Here is an 18,652-nt window from a genome sequence, read left to right as displayed (position 1 = left end):
ATCAAATATGCTTTTTGTCCCCTTTATCGAGCATAGGTACTTGCTCTACAGGTATAAATTCTATTGCTTTAATTCTAAGCCCCTCAGGTAGTGCAAGAACTGCATTGATAAATTCCTTGAACCTCTCTAAATCACGAAAGATTTTTTTAAATACACTATCATTAGTGGGATCTAAATATCTTTGCATATTAATTATTACTTTTGGTATTACTCATATTATATAGCTTTTTAAGTAATCAGTAAATAATACTAGAATATGTACTTTTAATAGAATAATTATTGCTATTTTTTAACAAAAATTACGTACTTTGATCCGTTCTAATGGATACGATTGCTGACATGCCGGGAACTAGATTAGCATTTGGGGATTCAAAATCTATTAAAACAGGTACACGTTGTACGCTTTTAGTAAAATTACCGGTAGCATGATCTGGTGGGATTAAGCTAAATTTAGAGCCGGTAGCAGGAGCAATATTACGAATCTTCCCGTAAATTACCTTTTTAGGCAAAGCATCAAATTCAATTTTGACTTTCATGCCGGACTTAAATTTCTGAATTTGTGTTTCTTTAAAATTAGCCTGAATATACATAGTATTATCTTGAACTATAGAAAACAACGCCCTACCCGGTACTATGTAATTTCCGACTTCTAAACTACTATTACCGAATATACCGGGTACCATAGCAATAAGTTTAGTATTTTGTAAGCTCCTTAAGGTTACTTTTTTATTTTCTGTTAGCTCTTTAAGTTTTTCCTGTTCTGCTGCTTTTTCAAGCTCAAGAAGCTGTAAATGTTGCTTAGATATATCTAAATCTAATTGTGCTTGTTTATAATCCGTTTTGGCTTTTTGATATGTGTTTTTAGAATCATCTAACGTTTTAGAGCTAGCAAATTTTGCCTTATTTAATTCCTGCACTCTCATAAAATCTGTTGCAACAATATCAAAGCTTATTTTATTAAGCTTTAATTTTTCAGCTGCTTGCTCTAGGCTAATCTGCCCTATTGAGATTTTTTGCTCTATAATTTCTATATTTTTTATGCAAGCTTCAATAGATGCTTCAAGTGCTGCAAGCTTTGCCTTATAATCTCTATCGTCAATTTCACCTATCAGATCGCCTTTATTAACTTTAGTATTATCGGTAACAAATAACTTTGTTAAAACACCGCTAACTTCAGCACTAACATTTGAAATATCTGCATCTATGTAAGCATTATCCGTGGATTGTGTATTTGCCCAAACATAAATTCTATATCCCAAATAAATAAATATGATTAAGGCTATAATAATTACATATTTAGTAAATGGATTATGTTTATATTTGTCGATAGCTTGTTGTAATACTCTCGGCATAATTAACTTCACCAATACCCTCTATGTTTCAAAAAATAACAAATTGGTATAGAAAGAATATATATAACTGCAATTAACGGCAGTGAATACCATGGATATATGATAAGATTTATAATAACAATAGCAACTAAAATCATTGCAAGCGATAAATATTCAGGTTTAATACTCAAATTTTTTGTTGAGATTGTAGGAAGCCTACTAGCAAGTAGAAAAGCTATAATAGCCAAATATATATTAATTGTTATAGTGTGAGTACGGGTATTGATATTTAATAACATACCGATTTCAAAATCTATCATTACAGGCATTAAAGCAAGTAAAGCACCACATGGGGCAGGTACACCGGTAAAAAAATAGTCAGTTTTTTTATCTTGTTTCGGTTGATAAATACCAACGTTAAAGCGAGCTAAACGTAGTGCCATACACACTATAAATAATAACATTACCGCTGATGAAAATACCTTATACTCATATTGTTGAAAAGACCATAAATATATCAGATAGGCAGGAGCTATACCGAAATTAGCAAAATCGCATAATGAATCAAGCTCTGCACCAAATGGGCTAACTGCATTTAGCATCCTTGCTATTCTACCGTCGATACCGTCAATAATTGCCGCTACTATAATGCAATATACCGCAAGTTCCCATCTGCTATCCAAAGCAAATTTTATAGAACTCATACCGGTTACTAAACCAAGCAACGTAATAAAGTTGGGAATTAATTTTATTAGAGGTACAGGCTTAGTTATTATAGATTTACGAATTTTTAACAATTTTTATACTCAAAATGTATTTATCACGTCATTGCAAGGAAAAAATAGTGTGGTTGCATGGCTGTCAATGTCTCATTCCCGCGTAGGCGGGAATGACATAAACAAACCATGCCTACGGCTGCTCGCAATGACGGTTTTAAAGTTATGAGGCTACTTCCTCTCAAACTTAAATTCTGTTGTCTTTTTACGTCCAAAATCAGCAATGATAGTTTCACCGCCTATAGCAGTCTGCCCTTTACTCACTAATAAAGCTGTTTTCAACGGTAGATAAACATCTACTCTGCTACCGAAACGAATTATACCGTATCGCTCGCCCGTTTTAACTTCATTACCCTCTTCTAAATCACAAACTATACGCCTTGCTATAAGTCCGGCTATTTGAACAAAAACAATTTTCTGACCTTGAGCAGTTTCCATTAATACTGATTGACGCTCATTATAAATACTAGCTTTATCGAGTGAAGCATTAAAAAATTTTCCTGGATTATAATGAAGCGCTAAAATTTTTCCGTTTGCCGGGATTCTATTAACATGGACATTAAAAATATTTAGAAAAATACTAACTCTAATCATTTCCACATCACCAAGCCCTAATTCCGGAGGCGGCAATGCTTCCTTAATTTCTTGAATTATTCCATCTGCAGGACTTATTACCAGATCATTACTTATAGGCACAACGCGATCAGGATTACGGAAAAAATAAATACACCAAGCAGTAGCAATACATCCAATACAGCCAAGTTTTTCATTAAATGATGCTAATAAAAAACTTACTAATGCAAAGCTAGCAATAAATATATATCCTTCGCGGTGAATAATTTTAAATAAATCATTATATTGTTTCATTTTCTATGAATCTCCTTATTATTTTTAACTATGCCTGCTCTGCTTTATCCTCTTGGTTCTCACTCTCGTTTTCATCTTCGTCTTGAGGGGTAGCTTGGACTTCTTGCGCAGAACCAAGAGCATATACGCATAAATCCGGGAGTGGAACACCGTTTTTTTTTGCAAGATCATTTAGCTGTGATATTGCTTTCATAACATCATCAGGAATAGTACCGCCTCTTTCGTCAGATAACCATTTTGCTTGAAATTGTAGCGGATGATGCCCTTCTTGAGGCGTACCTATATAAAACTTAAACTTGGCTCTTTGTCCACTAAAATCGCAGTCAAATTCAAACTCTTTATAATGTGCCATAACTTTATGAATTAATAATTATATTAATATTATTATAACAATAAAAATGCAAATCTAAAATAATTTCTTGTCTAATATTTTTTAAGTTTTTTAGCAATATAACGATTTGAATATAGAAATTTATCGCTAGAATCTATAATTATCCCGCCTGCTTCCTTAATAAAAAGCTCAAATGCATAATATAATGTAAAATTTAATAATGATAAACATATTAAATCCGCTTTACCTGACGCTACAAGCATAGCCCCATAGCAAAGAGAACCAAAAGATCTAATATTATCTACCTCTATCTCCTCCAAATCATTATGATTTACATCTTCAATAATTGCTAAACAGTTTTTTAAATCGGCATTATCGGAAACTCTAAGTCTTAATCCTTGATAATTAGAGTTTAAATTATTTTTTTCTATCCAAGCTCCCTTACCTTTTTCAGCATAATAAATTTCATTAAGAGCAGGAAAATATATTACTGTAGAAGTAGGAGTTAAAACTTCTTGATTCCTTTTTAAATAAGTTACGGATATCGCAAAAAAAGGTATGCTTCTGGCAAAATTATTTGGGCTATCTATAGGATTAATTAAAAAAACACTCTCATAATTATTATTTAAATCGAATTTATCCTCCGGAAAAAATAAATATTGTGTATGTTTTTGTAATTCTTCACATAATAAAGTTTTTAATTTTACATAAGATCGCTTACAAAATTCTTCATTTCTTACAGAATTTTTTTGTAGCATTTCAAGTTCTAAAAAATCTCTATGCAAAAACTTAACAGCTTTACGCAGGGCATTAATTAATAAATTAGTTATAGGTTGCATTTGATATTTTTACTTTAAGATATTAGTTTTAGCAATTATGTCGTATGGCTTTAAAAAATTGATACCATTCCTCGCTAAAAGCATTGCCTGAGTGGATGCTGAAAGTCATCATTGCGAGGAAAAACTGTAAATTTTGACTAAGCAATCTCAGGATATTTGACGAGATTGCCACGCAGCCTACGGCTGCTCGCAATGACGGGGTGGTATCCACACAGGCAATGCCTTCGCTGGAATGACATCCATAGTTCAATAAAACAGCTTACTTCGCTCGCTCGACATATGTCATATCATCAGTTTTAACAACAATTTTTTCTCCTATTTCTAAATATTGCGGGACCTTAACTTTAATACCGTTTTCTAAAATTGCTGGTTTATAAGAAGCGGTAGCGGTTGCTCCTTTTATTACCGGATCAGTTTCACTAATTTCAAGTATAACAGTTGGAGGAAGCTCAATATTTAAAGGCTTATCATTATAAAATTCGACTTTAACAATCATATTTTCAGTTAAGAAAGATAATTTTTCTTCTAACATTTCCTTGGAAATATTTATTTGATCAAAATGTTTGGTATCCATTAATACCAAATCATCACCTTCAAAATATAAAAATTGATATTCTTTTTGTTCAAGTGCGGCTTTTTCTAAATAATCGGCAGAACTGAATCTTTCGTTACGCTTTGTCCCTGTTTTTAAATTTTTCATCTCAACTTGTACATAAGCTCCACCTTTCCCGGGTTGAGTATGTTCCGGTGTTTTGCTGACAACCCATAAATCATTATTATAAACTAATATGTTACCTGTTCTAATTGAATTTGCTGAAATTTTCATATATCATACATTTAAGACTTAAAATTAAAGTATAAATATACAAATTATTTCCTTTAAAAACAAGAATTTAATCTTATGACCACAATATTAGTAGTAGATGATATAGAACCCAATATTAAGTTACTAACAGCCAAACTTTTAAAAGAGTATTATACGGTTCTTACTGCAAATAGCGGTAAAGAAGCACTAGCAATTCTTAAAAAGGGAAAAATTGATATTATACTACTTGATGTTATGATGCCGGCAATGGATGGATTTGAGGTATGTAAAACAATAAAAACCGATCCGGAAACTACTCATATACCGGTTGTAATGGTAACTGCACTTTCCGATATTGATGATCGAGTTAAAGGTCTTGAGGCAGGAGCTGATGAGTTTTTAACAAAACCGATTAACGATACTGCCCTATTTGTAAGACTTAAATCGCTATCTAGAATGAAAAGCTTAATTGATGAGTTAAAGCTTCGTAATAGCACTAATGCATTATTAGGCGTAACAAATATCGCAATGCATGACACTTGTGCAGATAAAAAAATATTACTAATTAATGATGATGTGGTACAAGCTAAAAATATAAAACAAATGTTACTTAAGCTTACCCAAAACGTAAAGGTAATAAGTAATTCCGATGAATTAGATATTATAAATGAATATACCCCCGATTTAGTAATTATCAGTAGTACGCTCGAAGATGACGATCCTTTGAGGATCAGTGTTATTTTAAGAGGTAAAGCAGAAATAAGCGGCGTAGTAATAATTTTACAAATTGATGAAGACGGTATGCCTTTGGTTGTGAAAGGTATTGAACTCGGTATTAATGATTATTTCGTTTATCCTATAGAGGAAAGCGAATTGCTTGCTAGAATTAGAACACAATTAAGACGTAAGCAATATCAAGATAATTTACGTAATGATCTTGAACAAAGTGTCAATTTAGCAGCTAAAGACGGTCTAACCGGCTTATTTAATCGTCGCTATTTCGATATACATCTCAAACAAATGATTGAGAAAACTAATAAAGAAAGTATTAAATTATATTTACTTATGTGCGATATCGACAATTTTAAACATATAAACGATACTTACGGTCATCAAGCAGGCGATAAGGTTTTAACAATTGTATCCCGTATTTTGAAGAATACTCTCAGAGTAACAGACTTAATAGCAAGATTCGGCGGTGAAGAATTTACTATACTCTTAACGGATATAGATATTTCTAAAGCAATTGAAACTGCGGAGAGAGTTAGAGTTAAAATAGAATATATGAATTTTCACATTGAAGATCAAATTGAACCTTTAAAAATAACTATTTCAATCGGAGTTACGAAATATAAAAAAGAAGAATCAATAGAATCTTTCATTGAACGTGCTGACAAAGCTATGTATGAAGCTAAAACAACGGGTAAAAATAAAGTAGTAAAATTATAATTGATTTTTTAAAGTAAAAAAATAATGAGCAATTCTTCCAAAAAACATCTTGATTTACCATATAGACCAGGGGTCGGCATGATGATATTAAATGCCGATAACCATATATTCGTCGGTAAAAGAATAGATACAAAAATATCTGCATGGCAAATGCCGCAAGGTGGGATAGTTCCCGGCGAAACACCAAGTATTGCAGCAATGCGTGAGATGTTAGAAGAAATAGGCAGCGATAAAGGATATATTATTGCCGAAAGCAAATTCTGGTATAGTTATGATGTACCAAGCTTTTTAATACCTAAACTGTGGAACGGTAATTTTCGTGGACAAAAACAACGCTGGTTTTTAATTAGGTTTACCGGAAATAACGAAGATATTAATATAAATACCTCTAATCCGGAATTTGACCAATGGCGTTGGGCATCACTTGATGAACTCTTATCTATTATAATACCGTTTAAACGTAAACTTTACCAAGCCGTCGTAAAAGAATTTGAATCATTAATTCAGTAAAAATTTTATATATATAGTACTTGTAGAGCAGCACTATTTACCTCTTTATCACCTTCAATTCATTCATTTATAGCACTAAATAATGAAATATCCATATCATTGCCTAAAGTAAATACAGCACACTCATTTGTTCCTCTAGACAATAAACTAATATCTTTATCGCAACTAGATTCAATCATATAATATGTACTATTATTCTTTATTAGGTTATAATTATTATCACCGATTATATGTGCAGTAAATGCATTTGCTAGATTAGATATAGTTATATTAGCAATAAAATCTTTTACTTCTCTTATATAAAATAAGTTTATAATAAAATTACTTAGACAGTGATTTGTTGTTTCAGTTTCCCAATTAACCGTATCAATTTGAGTTTCCGGCATTAAAAATCATGAATTTATATCTTCAAACGCAAATTTTAGCTCTCTAACCAATCCACATAAAATATATTTTTTATCAGCAATATGTACAAAGGTATGATCAGGATGCTCATCTAAAAAATATGGAGGTATTAGAAAAAGGTTTTAAATGTACAGAATATACCTTATTTCTATCAAGGCTTTGGTCATAACTATTTTCACTAGAATCAGCTGGTATTAAATTTGGTAATAAGATAAGTCTACAAAAATAACCGATTAAATTAACTATATTTGGTAAAAATTTAATATGATAATTTGGCATAACGTTACTTTATGTTTATTATAACATGTCTTATTATTAAATATTATTAAGATTATTATTATAATTCAATTAATTTAATAAGAAACCATCGTTTAGCTGTTGATACTTGTGTGATTTTTGCTATTATTCTTTTCACTTCAGTAATTCAACCTGAAAATAATTAAATTTTACTTTCTATCTTTGCAGCCAATATAAAGTCGTTTTCCATAAGACCGTCGATTTTATTAGTCCATATTTCCACACTACATGCTCCCCAAGATATAGTTAAATCGGGATGATGTGCTTCCTGCTCTGCAATGTCAGTTATCTTATTTGCAAATTCCATAGCTTTTATAAAATTAGAAAATTTATATTTTTTATAAAGAGGCCCTAATGCATTCACTTGCCACGCACTTTGTAATTGAACTAATAACTTATCAATTTCTTTTTTCTCAAGTGACGGAACTCCACCCTCACATGGTATGCATCTTTTCTCACTTAATACTGTCATAGTTTTTTTCTATATCAAAGTTAAAATATTGATCTTTATAAGGCTCATCTGCAAGTTGTATAATGCCACCACTCAATTTTACATGCTTTAAAATTATGTTTTTGCATCTTAGAACGTAAATAATTACGTTTTGCTATATATTGCTTATCAATTAATTTACTGTCATGAGATAAAGCTTCATCAAATAAGTCAAAAGAAGTATACATGTCTACCGTATTGTCATCTAAAGAGGATTATAACACGCGCGTCTTTCAGCTTTCTCTTAATAATGACTTCAGGATTATTATTAACTTCCTTCTAAAGCTTTATTATTGATCAATCTACAGTACTCCTACTATGACTAGATCTTTCAGCTATATAACCTAATATAAAACATTTAGACTTATCTATATATGGGTAAAAACTTTCCTTATTTTTTTGATCAATATTATCTTTGCTCCATCTTAAAAAATGTTGTACAGCTTTTTGTGGTCTATATGCATATAATCAGTGAATAACCATCGTTTTGTATCTCAGCTTGTACTGCTTTAAGAGCCTTAACAGCTTCTATGGTTAAAATTGCTTCCGGTGCTTTATAACCATCTACCTTTTTACCAACAAAATTTTCATCTGAATAATAATGCATATTTTGAATAATTGTAGGGTCGATATCTTTCAGATACACGAACCCTTTAAGTAAGGATTTAGCATATATTGGAAGAAAGCTCATAAATATAAAAACTAAACTTGTTAAAATCAATTTCATAAAATGCTAGGCTTTGTAAAGATTTCTAATTGATTTGTTATTTTGAGATATTTTTTAGTGCAAATCAAATCGTTTTAGAGATCTTCACAGAACCTAATATAAAATAGACTTCTTGCATAATCTCTTTCTAAAGGTAATTTGTATGTCGATCCGGTACTCGAATCCTTACATAGATTTGGCTACGCTCCGGTTCTATGTTCCGTGCCTCCTTCAAATTCCTCTTTATAAAATAGGTTATGCAAGAAGTCTAATATTTATCTTATACAAAATTTTATTAAAAACTATGGGACTGTTAACAGTACTATAAGTAAACTCACCCCCATTTTGTGACAGGCACGAAGGCAGAGCCTATATATATAATAGACGAGAGGATGAACAACGAAGCACAAAGTTCAAATCAGTTTACTATAGAACTATCAAAAAGACGGATGAATGGTAGCGAGGGAGGGATTTGAACCCCCGACACACGGATTATGATTCCGTCGCTCTAACCAGCTGAGCTACCCCGCCAGGGGAAAAGTGTTTATATAATTTGTTAAGAAGTGTCATTCTAGATAAACGCGGTTGCATGGCTTGGAAAATGTACTTAGTGTCATACCGTGGCTTGACCACGGTATCCCAAAAAAAATAACTTAAAATACTAATTAATTTAAATATTTTAAGCTGGATTCCACGATCAAGTCGCGGGATGACAATAAAAAAATTGATCCATGCAACAATTGACTAGCAACTTCTCAAATTTTATCTTAACGTTTAGAGAATTGTGTTTTCTTACGTGCTTTACGTTGTCCGTATTTCTTACGCTCTACTACCCTAGAATCACGTGTTAAAAGACCGCCTTTACGCAAAATAGCATGAAAATCCGGAGCAGCTTTATCTAAAGCTTTAGAAATTCCATGTAAAATAGCACCTTTCTGTCCTGAAATTCCTCCACCTCTAACAGTACAAATTACATCATACTGATCAATAGTTTTTGTTAAGACAAACGGCTGTAAGATAGTTTTCACATAAGTTTCAGAAGGAAAATACTGGGCTATTGTTTTTTTATTAACAACTATTTTTCCTTTTCCTACTTTAAGCCATACTCGTGCTATAGCATTTTTTCTTTTACCTGTAGCATAAAACTTGCCTAAATTATCTATTTTTTCTTTAAGAGTTTTTAATACTAAAGGTTCTTTAGTTAACTGCTTCTCTACTTTTTCTGTTTTAATTTTTAACTCGGGCATATTCTATTACTTTTTATTTTTTGGATTTTGGCTTGCAAAATCATAAACAGTAGGTTGCTGTGCCATATGAGGATGATCACCATTTGCATAAACATACAAATTACTCATTTGCTTAGCACCTAAAGCATTTCTTGTAATCATTCTTTTTACGGCTATTTTAATAACTCTCTCAGGGTGTTTACCACTTAAGATTTTACCTGCCGTAGTATCTTTTATCCCACCTGGAAATCCTGTATATCTGTAATATATTTTTCCGTCTTTGGGATTTGCTTTTTTACCTGTTAATTTTACATGCTCCGCATTTATTATGATTATATTATCACCACAATCTAAATGAGGTGTAAAGCTAGGCTTATGCTTACCGCGTAGCATATTAGCAACTCTGCTAGCGAGTCGTCCTAGTACAATATTTTTTGCGTCTATGACCCACCATTTCTTTTCAATTTCCGATGGCTTTGCCGAGTAAGTTTTCACAATAGTATCTTTTTAATTAGAATTTAAAATTAAAGAATCAAGCAACATATTTAATAGCATTAATACCCGCTATCTGTCAAGCTAAATATAATTTATTTACTTCCGAATATTATTTTTCTATCGGTAGAAAAATATAAATTATTATTTGCTCTTAGCCCATAATAACGAATATTTTTTATAATTTTGACAATATGAGGTATCATGTTTAATCCATTATTATCAACATCAAAACTATATAAAACACCGTTAACGGAAATAACATTTAAACTTCGCTTATTGTTATTATTAACTCCAACAAAAGGTACTAAAAAAGCAGCAGATTTTAGTTTCTTAGGATCTTGTCCATCATTTAAATCAGCTACAAACTTTACTTTCCCTGTTTCAGGATTAAATGCTGCTATTTGTCTAGCATTATTTGTTACAAATAGGCTATTACCGATTAAAGACATTGATTGAATATCCTCGGCATTTACCTGCCAAATCACACTGCCGGTTGCTACATTAAGCTTAATAAGCTTACCAAGACCGGTTGCTATATACAGATTCATATTATCATGAACGGGAGTACATAAAATACTTGATTCGTCAAAATTCGGTATAGCTGTACGATCATTAAGATTTGCAAACTCAAAATTCCATTTTACTTCACCGTTTGTTATATTTAAGGCAAGTATTTGCCCGGAATTATAAGTTACTATTACATTGTCATACTGTACTATCGGCGTCATAAAATAACTAGCCGACAAAACTTCCGCTAGGCTTTCATGTTCCCATACGGTTTTTAAAGTTTCTGCATTTAAAGCAATAGTTTGATTACTGATAGTTTGCACTAAGACAGTATTATCATTGAGCACAATAGGCTTAATTCTAATAATATCCGGAAGTTCTTTTCTAATTATTTCATAACCTGATTTTGCATCTAACACTACTAACAATCTTGAACCGTATGTTACGTATAATTTTCCGTTATGGTGTAAAATTCCGCCGCCTATATAATTATCTTTTTTATGTCTACTTAAATTATAAGACCAAATAATCTTATTTTTCTCTATAGAAAATGCAGAAATATTCGATCTAATATCCAATGCATAAATCATATCGCCTATAAAAACCGGCTCGGTAATCGTTTTACTTCTAGCGAAACTATACTGTTTATTCTTAAGCATATTTGCATTAAATGCATATATATTTGCATTAGAATCTAAATATATAGGCTCATGAGTCTGAATTGCTAATTTAGGAGTCAACTCAACAATATTTTTTACCCTTTTTGGTCCAAGCCCGTTACATGAAATTAAAATAAACGGTAATAACAGAAGTGCTATTTTTTTTGTCATATTTTTCCTTAAGTACGAATTATTATTTATTTAAATTTACAAGCAATGCTTTAGCCTGATCTTTTATTAGATCAGATACATTATTTGAAATTAATAAATTTTTTAGATTTTTTTCTGCTTGCGGTTTCATATTATTCTTAATATCCCACATAGCTTTTATAATAGTTGCTGTAGCCCAAAAAGGTTTTTTCTCGTCATCAAAATAGTTTAAATATTTGGTCAATTTCTCTTTATCTTGAATATCTAGATTGTGATCATCAATAACAAGACTACACCATGAAATACGTGCATAAGAAGTAGAAATTTCAGAATATTCTTTATTTTCAATAATTTTATTAAGCAGGTCTTTCGCTTCTGAATATTTTTTTTCTGAAATCTTTATGGCTACTTGTTCTAATGCAGCTATTTCTTTGATTTTAGTATTACTAGTAGTAACTAAATTCTCTAAAGTATTAAAAGCTAATTCTTCATTATCTTTTGTTGTTTCCAAACCAACAGTCTTAACAAGAATATCTCCGTTTTTTTGGTTATTTTTAATTCTTTTATCTTTATTATTATTAATAACAACCATTATAGTAATAGCTATTATAGAAATGATTATTATTATAGGTAAAAGCTTTTTGAAAAAAATTAACCTTTTTTCTTCATTTTGATCACTCAGTACTTCATCCCAAATATCAGTCATATTTTATTATTTTTATTTATTTTTACAGCCAAATTTAATCTTAGCATCTTCTGCCATTTTCTTGGATGCAGCAGTTCTATTAGTTGGAAATTCCTTATCAAACTTAGCAAGCATATTACATGCTTCCTGAGTTTTTTTTAGTTCGCCTAAGGAAAGTGCTAACTTCAATAACCCATCAGAAGATTTTGCCCCTTTCGGTAACTCTTTATAGCCTTTTAAATAGTTAACCGCTGCCCCGTTATAGTCTTTTTGTTTAAAAAAGCATTCCCCATACCAGAAATAAGCATTACTAATTAGCGAACTGTTAGGATATTTTTGGATAAAATTTTTAAACTTATCTTTTGCTTCAGTAAGTTTATTATCTTTATAAGCAGCAAGAGCCAAATCGTAGGCTTGCTTATCAGGAGCTATATCCTTATTAACCGCAATAGGTTTTTTAGGCGCATTATCCGGCATATCTTTAAGCAAAGCTATATCAAAAACATCTTGTTTTTTTGAATCACCGGCTTCTAAAACTTCAGTATTTTCTTCTTGATTTGAAATATTTGAGTTCTGTGTTAGCATATCAATTTTATGCTGTAAAACCTCAACTTTACCGATTAGCCTTCTGATTTCCTGTTCCTGTTCATCTAGTCTATTTTCAAAATCATTATTTGCTGCATATTTTAAAGGCTTTCCTTTAATAGTTTCGCTTTCTCCGAAAGAAAACATAGAAAATAAAAAAGTAAATAATAAGACAATCAGTTTCATATATTTTTTAAAAATTTATAATTTTTTTATAATACCGAAATTTTTTTAATATTCCACACAATTTTTTATATTTCAATACTACCGTCATATGTAAAAGTTATTGTTATGGTGGTACCTTCATTTATCTTACTTTGCAAATCAAATTTACCGTTCATAAGTTCAACCAGCTTTTTAGTAAGCGGCAACCCAAGACCGGTACCTTCATATTTTCTACTAAGCTCACTATCAATTTGACCGAACGCCGATAAAGTTTTTGGGATATCTTTTTCCTCAATACCGATACCGGTATCTATAACTTTTATATATACTAATTTTGCTAACTCATCTTTTTCAAGTGCAATAGTAACACTGCCTCCGGAATTTGTAAATTTCACGGCATTTGATAAAAGATTTAAGAATACTTGTTTTAGCCTTTTTGGATCAGCCTTTATAACCACATGCTCTTTCGGTAATCTACTAATTAAAGCCACTTCGGCTTGATCGGCACGAGGCTTAACAAGTATCAGCGAAGAACTAATTAATTTATTTAAATCAAGATCTATACTATCTACTTTTAATTTATCGGCAGAAGCTTTAGAAAGATCTAAAATATCATTAATCATACTAAGCAAATGCTTACCGGCATCATTTATATCTTTAATATAATTTTTACTTTTTTCTGCATCTCTTTCCGACATAAGAATTTCAGAAAAGCCTATTATAGCATTAAGCGGTGTACGCAATTCATGACTAATATTAGCAAAAAACTTTGTATTTGAAGAGCTGGTTTTTTCTACTTTTACTATTTGAGCTTTTAAATTTCTATTTGTTTCAAGCTGCTCCTCAATAATTTGTCTAGCATAGTTAGTATTACTAATAATTATAGTGCAGAATATTATAAAAATAATGATAAAAGTTATAAAAACCTTTTGCTCAAGAGAGGTTATATTTTGCCACTGGCTGGTAATATTAGTGTTAATCTCAAATACTGCATCTACGGGAAAATCTAAATTATTATTTATAACAGGGATATAGCTAGTAACAAAAGAAGCCTCTTCCACTGTTAAATCACTTTCATTTTCTATTACTACCCTTGGTAATAATATATGACTTGTAATACCTTCAAAAGCATCTCGAAGCGGAGCTTTTGAAGTAAAGGATTTTAAAAAAAATTTATCGATTTTTGCGGTAACTATCTCAACCAAACTATCATCTTTATAATTGTCTACACTATACATATGTAACATATTACTAGTGATGAATTTATTACCTTTGAGATCGTAGAGAGAAATATTAATATTAAGATTGGTGAACCATTGAGCGGTAATCTTTGCAAAATTAATAAAATCTTGATCTTGTAATAGTTTTAAATAATCGAATTTGTGTAATTTACTGATTACGTTCTGATGAGTATTCCAAATATTATCAGTGTAAAGTTCTACAATTTTAGTATGTTCCAAAGCCACTTGTTTTACTATCATTTCTTTTATCATAAAATAACGATAAAACATCATATTTATGACAATATTAAGAAACAATATAATGAATGACAATCTTACTATATACTTATTATGGTTCATTATAAGACCTAGTAGTTATTTTTAACTCAACTGATGTCATCCCTGCGGAAGGCTTGCTCGCATACCAAATCGTCATTGTGAGTGACTAAAAGGAGCGTGGCAATCTCATAAACCAGGGTTCCTGAGATTGCATACATACAAAACTTACAGTTTTTCCGTAGCTTATGACGAAGAATCTATACATGCAGCACAACCGAAAATGATATTATCCTCTCTACTTATCTTCTTGTTTAACTCTCTCTTTTGTTTCCAGCTTCTTATTAATAATCAACCCTGTAATTACATCATAAGCACGAGCAAATTGATAATCTTTTTTGTATAATTCCGATAATTCATTCTCTTCTTGTTTATTATTTTTGGCTTTTGTTTCTTTTTTGCTATCTTTGTTTTTTTCATTATCATTCTTCAAATAATTTTTTAAAGAACTCTCAGAAAAACGCTTATCTATTTTTTTCACTTCTGGATACTCAACTTTCGCCGGCTCAATTAAAATATCAGGCTCTATTCCTTCTGCTTGAATAGAACGACCGCTTGGGGTGTAATATTTAGATATAGTCAGTTTTACGGCAGCCCTAGAATTGATTTGCGTTAAAGCCTGAACTGATCCTTTACCGAAAGACTTAGTGCCAAGTATTATTGCTCTTTTATGATCTTGCAAAGCTCCGGCAACTATTTCCGAGGCAGATGCAGAATTACCGTTTATTAAAACTATCATAGGCACTTTGGGAGCTTTTAACGAAAACTCATTTGCTTTAGTTTCGCTATTACTTGATGTAGTTCTACCTTTTGTTGTTACAATTACACCGGAATCAATAAAATAATCACTAACAGCAATAGCTTGATCGAGTATACCTCCGGCATTATTACGTAAATCTAGAATTATACCTTTAAGGTCATCTTTACTCTCAGTTTTTAACTTCTTTACTGCTGCCTTCAGCTCAGAAATTGTTGACTCATTAAAAGTAGTTATACGTATATATGCAATATTATTTTTTTCTAAATGTGCTTTTATCGGCTTGATTTTTACTATTTCGCGAGTAAGCTCTAGCTCTTGCGGTTTTGCCTCTTCTTCCTTAATTATCAACAATTTAACTTTAGTACCAGGCGTACCTCGCATCTCTTTTATAGCTTTATTAGGACCAAGCGTAGAGACTAACTCGTCATTCACGCCTACTATATAATCCCCACCTTTAAGCCCTGCTTTGAAAGCCGGCAAATCGTCAATAGGCGATATTACCTTAATTACTCCACTATCATACATTATTTCAACACCGATTCCGCCGAATTCACCTTTTGTAAAAGTAAAAATATCTTCTAAATCTTCATCGGTATAATAGCTTGAATGAGGATCAAGTGAGTTTAACATACCGTTAATTGCTTCATCTATCATTTTTTGCCTATCGGGTACCTGTACATAAGCCTTTTCGATACGTTCAAATACGTCTTGAAATTGCTTATAAGCTTCCTGATTTGATATTTTATTTTCAGTTTCTTTTTCTCCTTCTGCAAATGCACAAATAGAATTTATAATAAAAAATAGTGTTATAATTAAACGTAATAACATAATACTCCAAATATGTGTGTTTTTTAAGCAAAGCGTCATTGTGAGGAAAATTACGAAGTAATTTGACGAAGTAATCTCAGGATATTTGACTAGATTACCGCGTCGCCTACGGCTCCTCGCAATAACGATTAAATATCCAGCTCACTAATAATTTTATCCATTTTAACTAAAGCCTGTTCATAAATAAATTGAAATCTTTTTTCCGGCTTTTTACCCATTAAATCATCTACTATTTTATCAACATTTTGAAAATCTTCTAAAGTTACCTTTAAAAGCGATCTTTTTTCCGGATGCATAGTAGTTTCCTTTAATTGTGCAGGCATCATTTCACCAAGACCTTTAAACCTACCTACTTCAATTTTAGCTTTACTAGCTTTTAATAATTTATCCGTTAACTTAGCTTTTTCCTCTTCATCGCCTGCATAATAAGTTTTATTAGACTGCGTTAAACGATAAAGCGGAGGCTTAGCTAGATATAAATGCCCCTCTTCTACCAATTTCGGCATTCGTAAAAAAAAGAAAGTCATTAATAGCGAAGCTATATGAGCACCGTCAACATCTGCATCAGTCATAATAATTATTTTTTCGTAACGCAGATTTTCTTTTTTATAATTCTTTAAACTACCGCAGGCAAGAGCTATTTCTAAATCTTGTATTGCTTGATTATTAACGATTTTCTCAAGCGTAGAACTTGCAACATTTAGAACTTTACCCCATAGCGGTAATACTGCTTGCGTTTCTCTATTACGTGCTTGTTTTGCAGAGCCTCCTGCCGAATCACCTTCTACAATAAATAATTCCGTCCCTTCAGGTGAAGTGCGTGTGCAATCGGCAAGTTTACCGGGTAAACGTAATTTTTGAGTGGCATTTTTACGGGAAATATTTTTTTCGTTTTTCTTACTGATTCTAAACTCAGCAATGCTAATTACATGCTCAAGTAAATTAGTAGCTAAAGCTTTATCGCTACTAAGAAAATGGTCAAAATGATCTTTTATTATATTCTCGACCGGTTTACTTACACCGTTTGATACTAATTTTTCCTTAGTTTGTCCTTGAAAAGACGGCTCAGCTATAAAAATAGAAAGTACGACACTTGCGGTTTCTAAAATATCCTCAATAGTTAGATTAGCAGCTTTTTTATTCCCTATCATTGCACCATATGCTTTAAGCCCACGTAAAATAGCCGACTTAAGTCCTTGCTCATGTGTTCCTCCTTGAGGAGTCGGAACAGTATTACAATATGATTGAATAAATGCCGAGCTATCGTTATTTTGCCAACAAATCGCCCATTCAAGTTTTATCCTGTCTGGCGTAGACTCTATATTACCTGCAAAAATTCCCGGAATAACTAAATTATCTAAAGTTATTTTTGAACTTAAATAATCTTTTAAACCGTTCGGGAAACTTATTAATGCCTTTTTAGGTATATCTGACGGTACTTCTACTTCGCATGCCCATTCTATAGTAACACCGCGATATAAATAAGCTTTTGACCTTGCAAGCTCATAAATCTTTTTAGGATTAAAATGTAATTTTTCACTAAAAATTTCCGGATCGGGAGTGAAATTTATTGATGTACCTCTTAGCCTTTTAGATGCTTCTTCACATATTAAATCAGTTAATTTTTCTCCTTTAGAATAACTTTGGCTATATAATTTACCTTGTTTATAAACCTTTATTTCTAAATGTTTAGATAAAGCATTTACTACCGATATTCCAACACCATGCAATCCACCTGCAGTATGATAAACATTATTTGAGAATTTACCTCCTGAATGAAGAGTAGTTAAAATTACTTCTAAAGCTGATTTGTCAGGAAATTTAGGATGATTATCAATAGGGATACCGCGACCGTTATCAAATATAGTAATACTATGATCATGATGCATTTTTATCGTGATGATACTTGCAAAGCCGGCGACTGCTTCATCCATAGCATTATCCAGCACCTCAGATACTAAATGATGCATAGCATTTGAATCTGTACCCCCGATATACATCCCCGGTCTTTTACGAACAGGCTCAAGCCCCTCTAATACTTCAATATCTTTTGCACTATAGTTATTATCGACTAGCTTATTTTTCTTTTCTTTGTTAAAGCTGAATAAATCGCTCATATATTAGAGATTTAATGAATTATTTTCTCTCCTAAATTAAACTATTTAACATAGAAAAGCAATTAAGCTTTAAAGAAATTGTTTGAAAATTCTACGTCATTGCGAGGCAAAAC

21 protein-coding genes, 1 tRNA gene and 3 pseudogenes are annotated in these 18,652 nt (G+C 31.5%); 3 read left to right on the top strand and 22 right to left on the bottom strand.

Annotation, left to right across the window (positions count from 1 at the left end):
* Position 1: 1 nt before the first annotated feature.
* From C4Q30_RS09015 to efp, 7 genes are all read right to left on the bottom strand, one after another.
* Positions 2 to 187 (bottom strand): hypothetical protein, encoded by a 186-nt coding sequence (locus C4Q30_RS09015; RefSeq protein ID WP_209445200.1) that lies wholly within the window; start codon positions 185 to 187, stop codon positions 2 to 4.
* Positions 188 to 299: 112 nt separating this feature from the next.
* Positions 300 to 1,352 (bottom strand): HlyD family secretion protein, encoded by a 1,053-nt coding sequence (locus tag C4Q30_RS03405; protein ID WP_103897216.1) that lies wholly within the window; start codon positions 1,350 to 1,352, stop codon positions 300 to 302.
* An 8-nt stretch (positions 1,353 to 1,360) separates the two neighbouring features.
* Complete coding sequence (locus C4Q30_RS03400; RefSeq protein WP_103897215.1) at positions 1,361 to 2,128, bottom strand: CDP-alcohol phosphatidyltransferase family protein; 768 nt, start codon at positions 2,126 to 2,128, stop codon at positions 1,361 to 1,363.
* A 150-nt stretch (positions 2,129 to 2,278) separates the two neighbouring features.
* Positions 2,279 to 2,974 carry a phosphatidylserine decarboxylase gene (locus C4Q30_RS03395; RefSeq protein WP_014014028.1) on the bottom strand — a complete coding sequence of 232 codons (696 nt, stop codon included), beginning with the start codon at positions 2,972 to 2,974 and terminating at the stop codon, positions 2,279 to 2,281.
* A 28-nt stretch (positions 2,975 to 3,002) separates the two neighbouring features.
* Positions 3,003 to 3,326: a DUF2610 domain-containing protein gene (locus C4Q30_RS03390; protein ID WP_010976982.1), complete on the bottom strand. Its 324-nt coding sequence runs from the start codon at positions 3,324 to 3,326 to the stop codon at positions 3,003 to 3,005.
* Between the two features lie 71 nt (positions 3,327 to 3,397).
* Positions 3,398 to 4,144, bottom strand: coding sequence for an inositol monophosphatase family protein (locus C4Q30_RS03385; RefSeq protein WP_014120610.1), 747 nt, complete (start codon positions 4,142 to 4,144; stop codon positions 3,398 to 3,400).
* A 259-nt stretch (positions 4,145 to 4,403) separates the two neighbouring features.
* A complete protein-coding gene (gene efp, locus C4Q30_RS03380; protein ID WP_103897214.1) occupies positions 4,404 to 4,970 on the bottom strand; it encodes an elongation factor P in 567 nt (188 codons plus the stop codon).
* A 75-nt stretch (positions 4,971 to 5,045) separates the two neighbouring features.
* Between efp and C4Q30_RS03375 the strand changes: the two genes are divergently transcribed.
* Both C4Q30_RS03375 and C4Q30_RS03370 read left to right on the top strand, forming a co-directional pair.
* The gene (locus C4Q30_RS03375) at positions 5,046 to 6,398 is read left to right on the top strand and encodes a PleD family two-component system response regulator (RefSeq protein ID WP_103897213.1); all 1,353 of its coding nucleotides are present in this window, start codon (positions 5,046 to 5,048) and stop codon (positions 6,396 to 6,398) included.
* A gap of 24 nt (positions 6,399 to 6,422) precedes the next feature.
* Positions 6,423 to 6,908, top strand: coding sequence for an RNA pyrophosphohydrolase (locus C4Q30_RS03370; protein ID WP_004996360.1), 486 nt, complete (start codon positions 6,423 to 6,425; stop codon positions 6,906 to 6,908).
* Positions 6,909 to 6,967: 59 nt separating this feature from the next.
* Here the strand turns inward: C4Q30_RS03370 and C4Q30_RS03365 are convergent, their stop codons facing one another.
* From C4Q30_RS03365 to C4Q30_RS10680, 6 genes and pseudogenes are all read right to left on the bottom strand, one after another.
* Entirely contained in the window at positions 6,968 to 7,294 is a 327-nt protein-coding gene (locus C4Q30_RS03365) for a hypothetical protein (RefSeq protein WP_103897212.1), read from the bottom strand.
* Positions 7,295 to 7,300: 6 nt separating this feature from the next.
* Positions 7,301 to 7,592: pseudogene (locus C4Q30_RS03360) on the bottom strand (hypothetical protein).
* A gap of 160 nt (positions 7,593 to 7,752) precedes the next feature.
* Positions 7,753 to 8,082 (bottom strand): 4a-hydroxytetrahydrobiopterin dehydratase, encoded by a 330-nt coding sequence (locus C4Q30_RS03355; protein WP_103897211.1) that lies wholly within the window; start codon positions 8,080 to 8,082, stop codon positions 7,753 to 7,755.
* A gap of 44 nt (positions 8,083 to 8,126) precedes the next feature.
* A complete protein-coding gene (locus C4Q30_RS03350; protein WP_103897210.1) occupies positions 8,127 to 8,288 on the bottom strand; it encodes a M15 family metallopeptidase domain-containing protein in 162 nt (53 codons plus the stop codon).
* Positions 8,289 to 8,629: 341 nt separating this feature from the next.
* Positions 8,630 to 8,827: pseudogene (locus C4Q30_RS03345) on the bottom strand (D-alanyl-D-alanine dipeptidase); the annotation flags it as partial.
* Between the two features lie 110 nt (positions 8,828 to 8,937).
* Positions 8,938 to 9,081: pseudogene (locus tag C4Q30_RS10680) on the bottom strand (palindromic element RPE1 domain-containing protein); the annotation flags it as partial.
* Between the two features lie 72 nt (positions 9,082 to 9,153).
* On the opposite strand from C4Q30_RS10680, the gene C4Q30_RS10200 reads away from it, so the two are divergent.
* Positions 9,154 to 9,282, top strand: coding sequence for a hypothetical protein (locus C4Q30_RS10200; RefSeq protein WP_280641668.1), 129 nt, complete (start codon positions 9,154 to 9,156; stop codon positions 9,280 to 9,282).
* Here C4Q30_RS10200 and C4Q30_RS03335 read toward each other — a convergent pair.
* The 9 genes from C4Q30_RS03335 to parE all read right to left on the bottom strand — a co-directional run bounded on the left by C4Q30_RS03335 (position 9,261) and on the right by parE (position 18,539).
* Positions 9,261 to 9,337 (bottom strand) — tRNA-Met (locus C4Q30_RS03335). The genes C4Q30_RS10200 and C4Q30_RS03335 overlap by 22 nt on opposite strands.
* Before the next feature lie 236 nt (positions 9,338 to 9,573).
* The gene (gene rpsI, locus C4Q30_RS03330) at positions 9,574 to 10,053 is read right to left on the bottom strand and encodes a 30S ribosomal protein S9 (RefSeq protein ID WP_103897208.1); all 480 of its coding nucleotides are present in this window, start codon (positions 10,051 to 10,053) and stop codon (positions 9,574 to 9,576) included.
* 6 nt (positions 10,054 to 10,059) lie between these two features.
* Positions 10,060 to 10,527, bottom strand: coding sequence for a 50S ribosomal protein L13 (gene rplM, locus C4Q30_RS03325; RefSeq protein WP_103897207.1), 468 nt, complete (start codon positions 10,525 to 10,527; stop codon positions 10,060 to 10,062).
* A 92-nt stretch (positions 10,528 to 10,619) separates the two neighbouring features.
* Positions 10,620 to 11,864: an outer membrane protein assembly factor BamB gene (locus C4Q30_RS03320; protein WP_103897206.1), complete on the bottom strand. Its 1,245-nt coding sequence runs from the start codon at positions 11,862 to 11,864 to the stop codon at positions 10,620 to 10,622.
* Positions 11,865 to 11,886: 22 nt separating this feature from the next.
* Positions 11,887 to 12,549 carry a DUF2659 family protein gene (locus C4Q30_RS03315; protein ID WP_103897205.1) on the bottom strand — a complete coding sequence of 221 codons (663 nt, stop codon included), beginning with the start codon at positions 12,547 to 12,549 and terminating at the stop codon, positions 11,887 to 11,889.
* A 12-nt stretch (positions 12,550 to 12,561) separates the two neighbouring features.
* Positions 12,562 to 13,299: a tol-pal system protein YbgF gene (gene ybgF, locus C4Q30_RS03310; protein ID WP_103897204.1), complete on the bottom strand. Its 738-nt coding sequence runs from the start codon at positions 13,297 to 13,299 to the stop codon at positions 12,562 to 12,564.
* Between the two features lie 65 nt (positions 13,300 to 13,364).
* Positions 13,365 to 14,858, bottom strand: a complete 1,494-nt coding sequence (locus C4Q30_RS03305; protein WP_103897203.1) for a sensor histidine kinase — start codon at positions 14,856 to 14,858, stop codon at positions 13,365 to 13,367.
* 214 nt (positions 14,859 to 15,072) lie between these two features.
* Complete coding sequence (locus tag C4Q30_RS03300; RefSeq protein WP_103897202.1) at positions 15,073 to 16,422, bottom strand: S41 family peptidase; 1,350 nt, start codon at positions 16,420 to 16,422, stop codon at positions 15,073 to 15,075.
* Between the two features lie 128 nt (positions 16,423 to 16,550).
* Positions 16,551 to 18,539 (bottom strand): DNA topoisomerase IV subunit B, encoded by a 1,989-nt coding sequence (parE, locus tag C4Q30_RS03295; protein WP_014014011.1) that lies wholly within the window; start codon positions 18,537 to 18,539, stop codon positions 16,551 to 16,553.
* Positions 18,540 to 18,652 lie beyond the last annotated feature (113 nt).

Source organism: Rickettsia fournieri, assembly GCF_900243065.1.
GTDB classification, from domain to species: domain Bacteria; phylum Pseudomonadota; class Alphaproteobacteria; order Rickettsiales; family Rickettsiaceae; genus Rickettsia; species Rickettsia rickettsii.
Note: the sequence above shows the minus strand (reverse complement) of the source record. Positions and strands in the feature narration are given on the sequence as shown.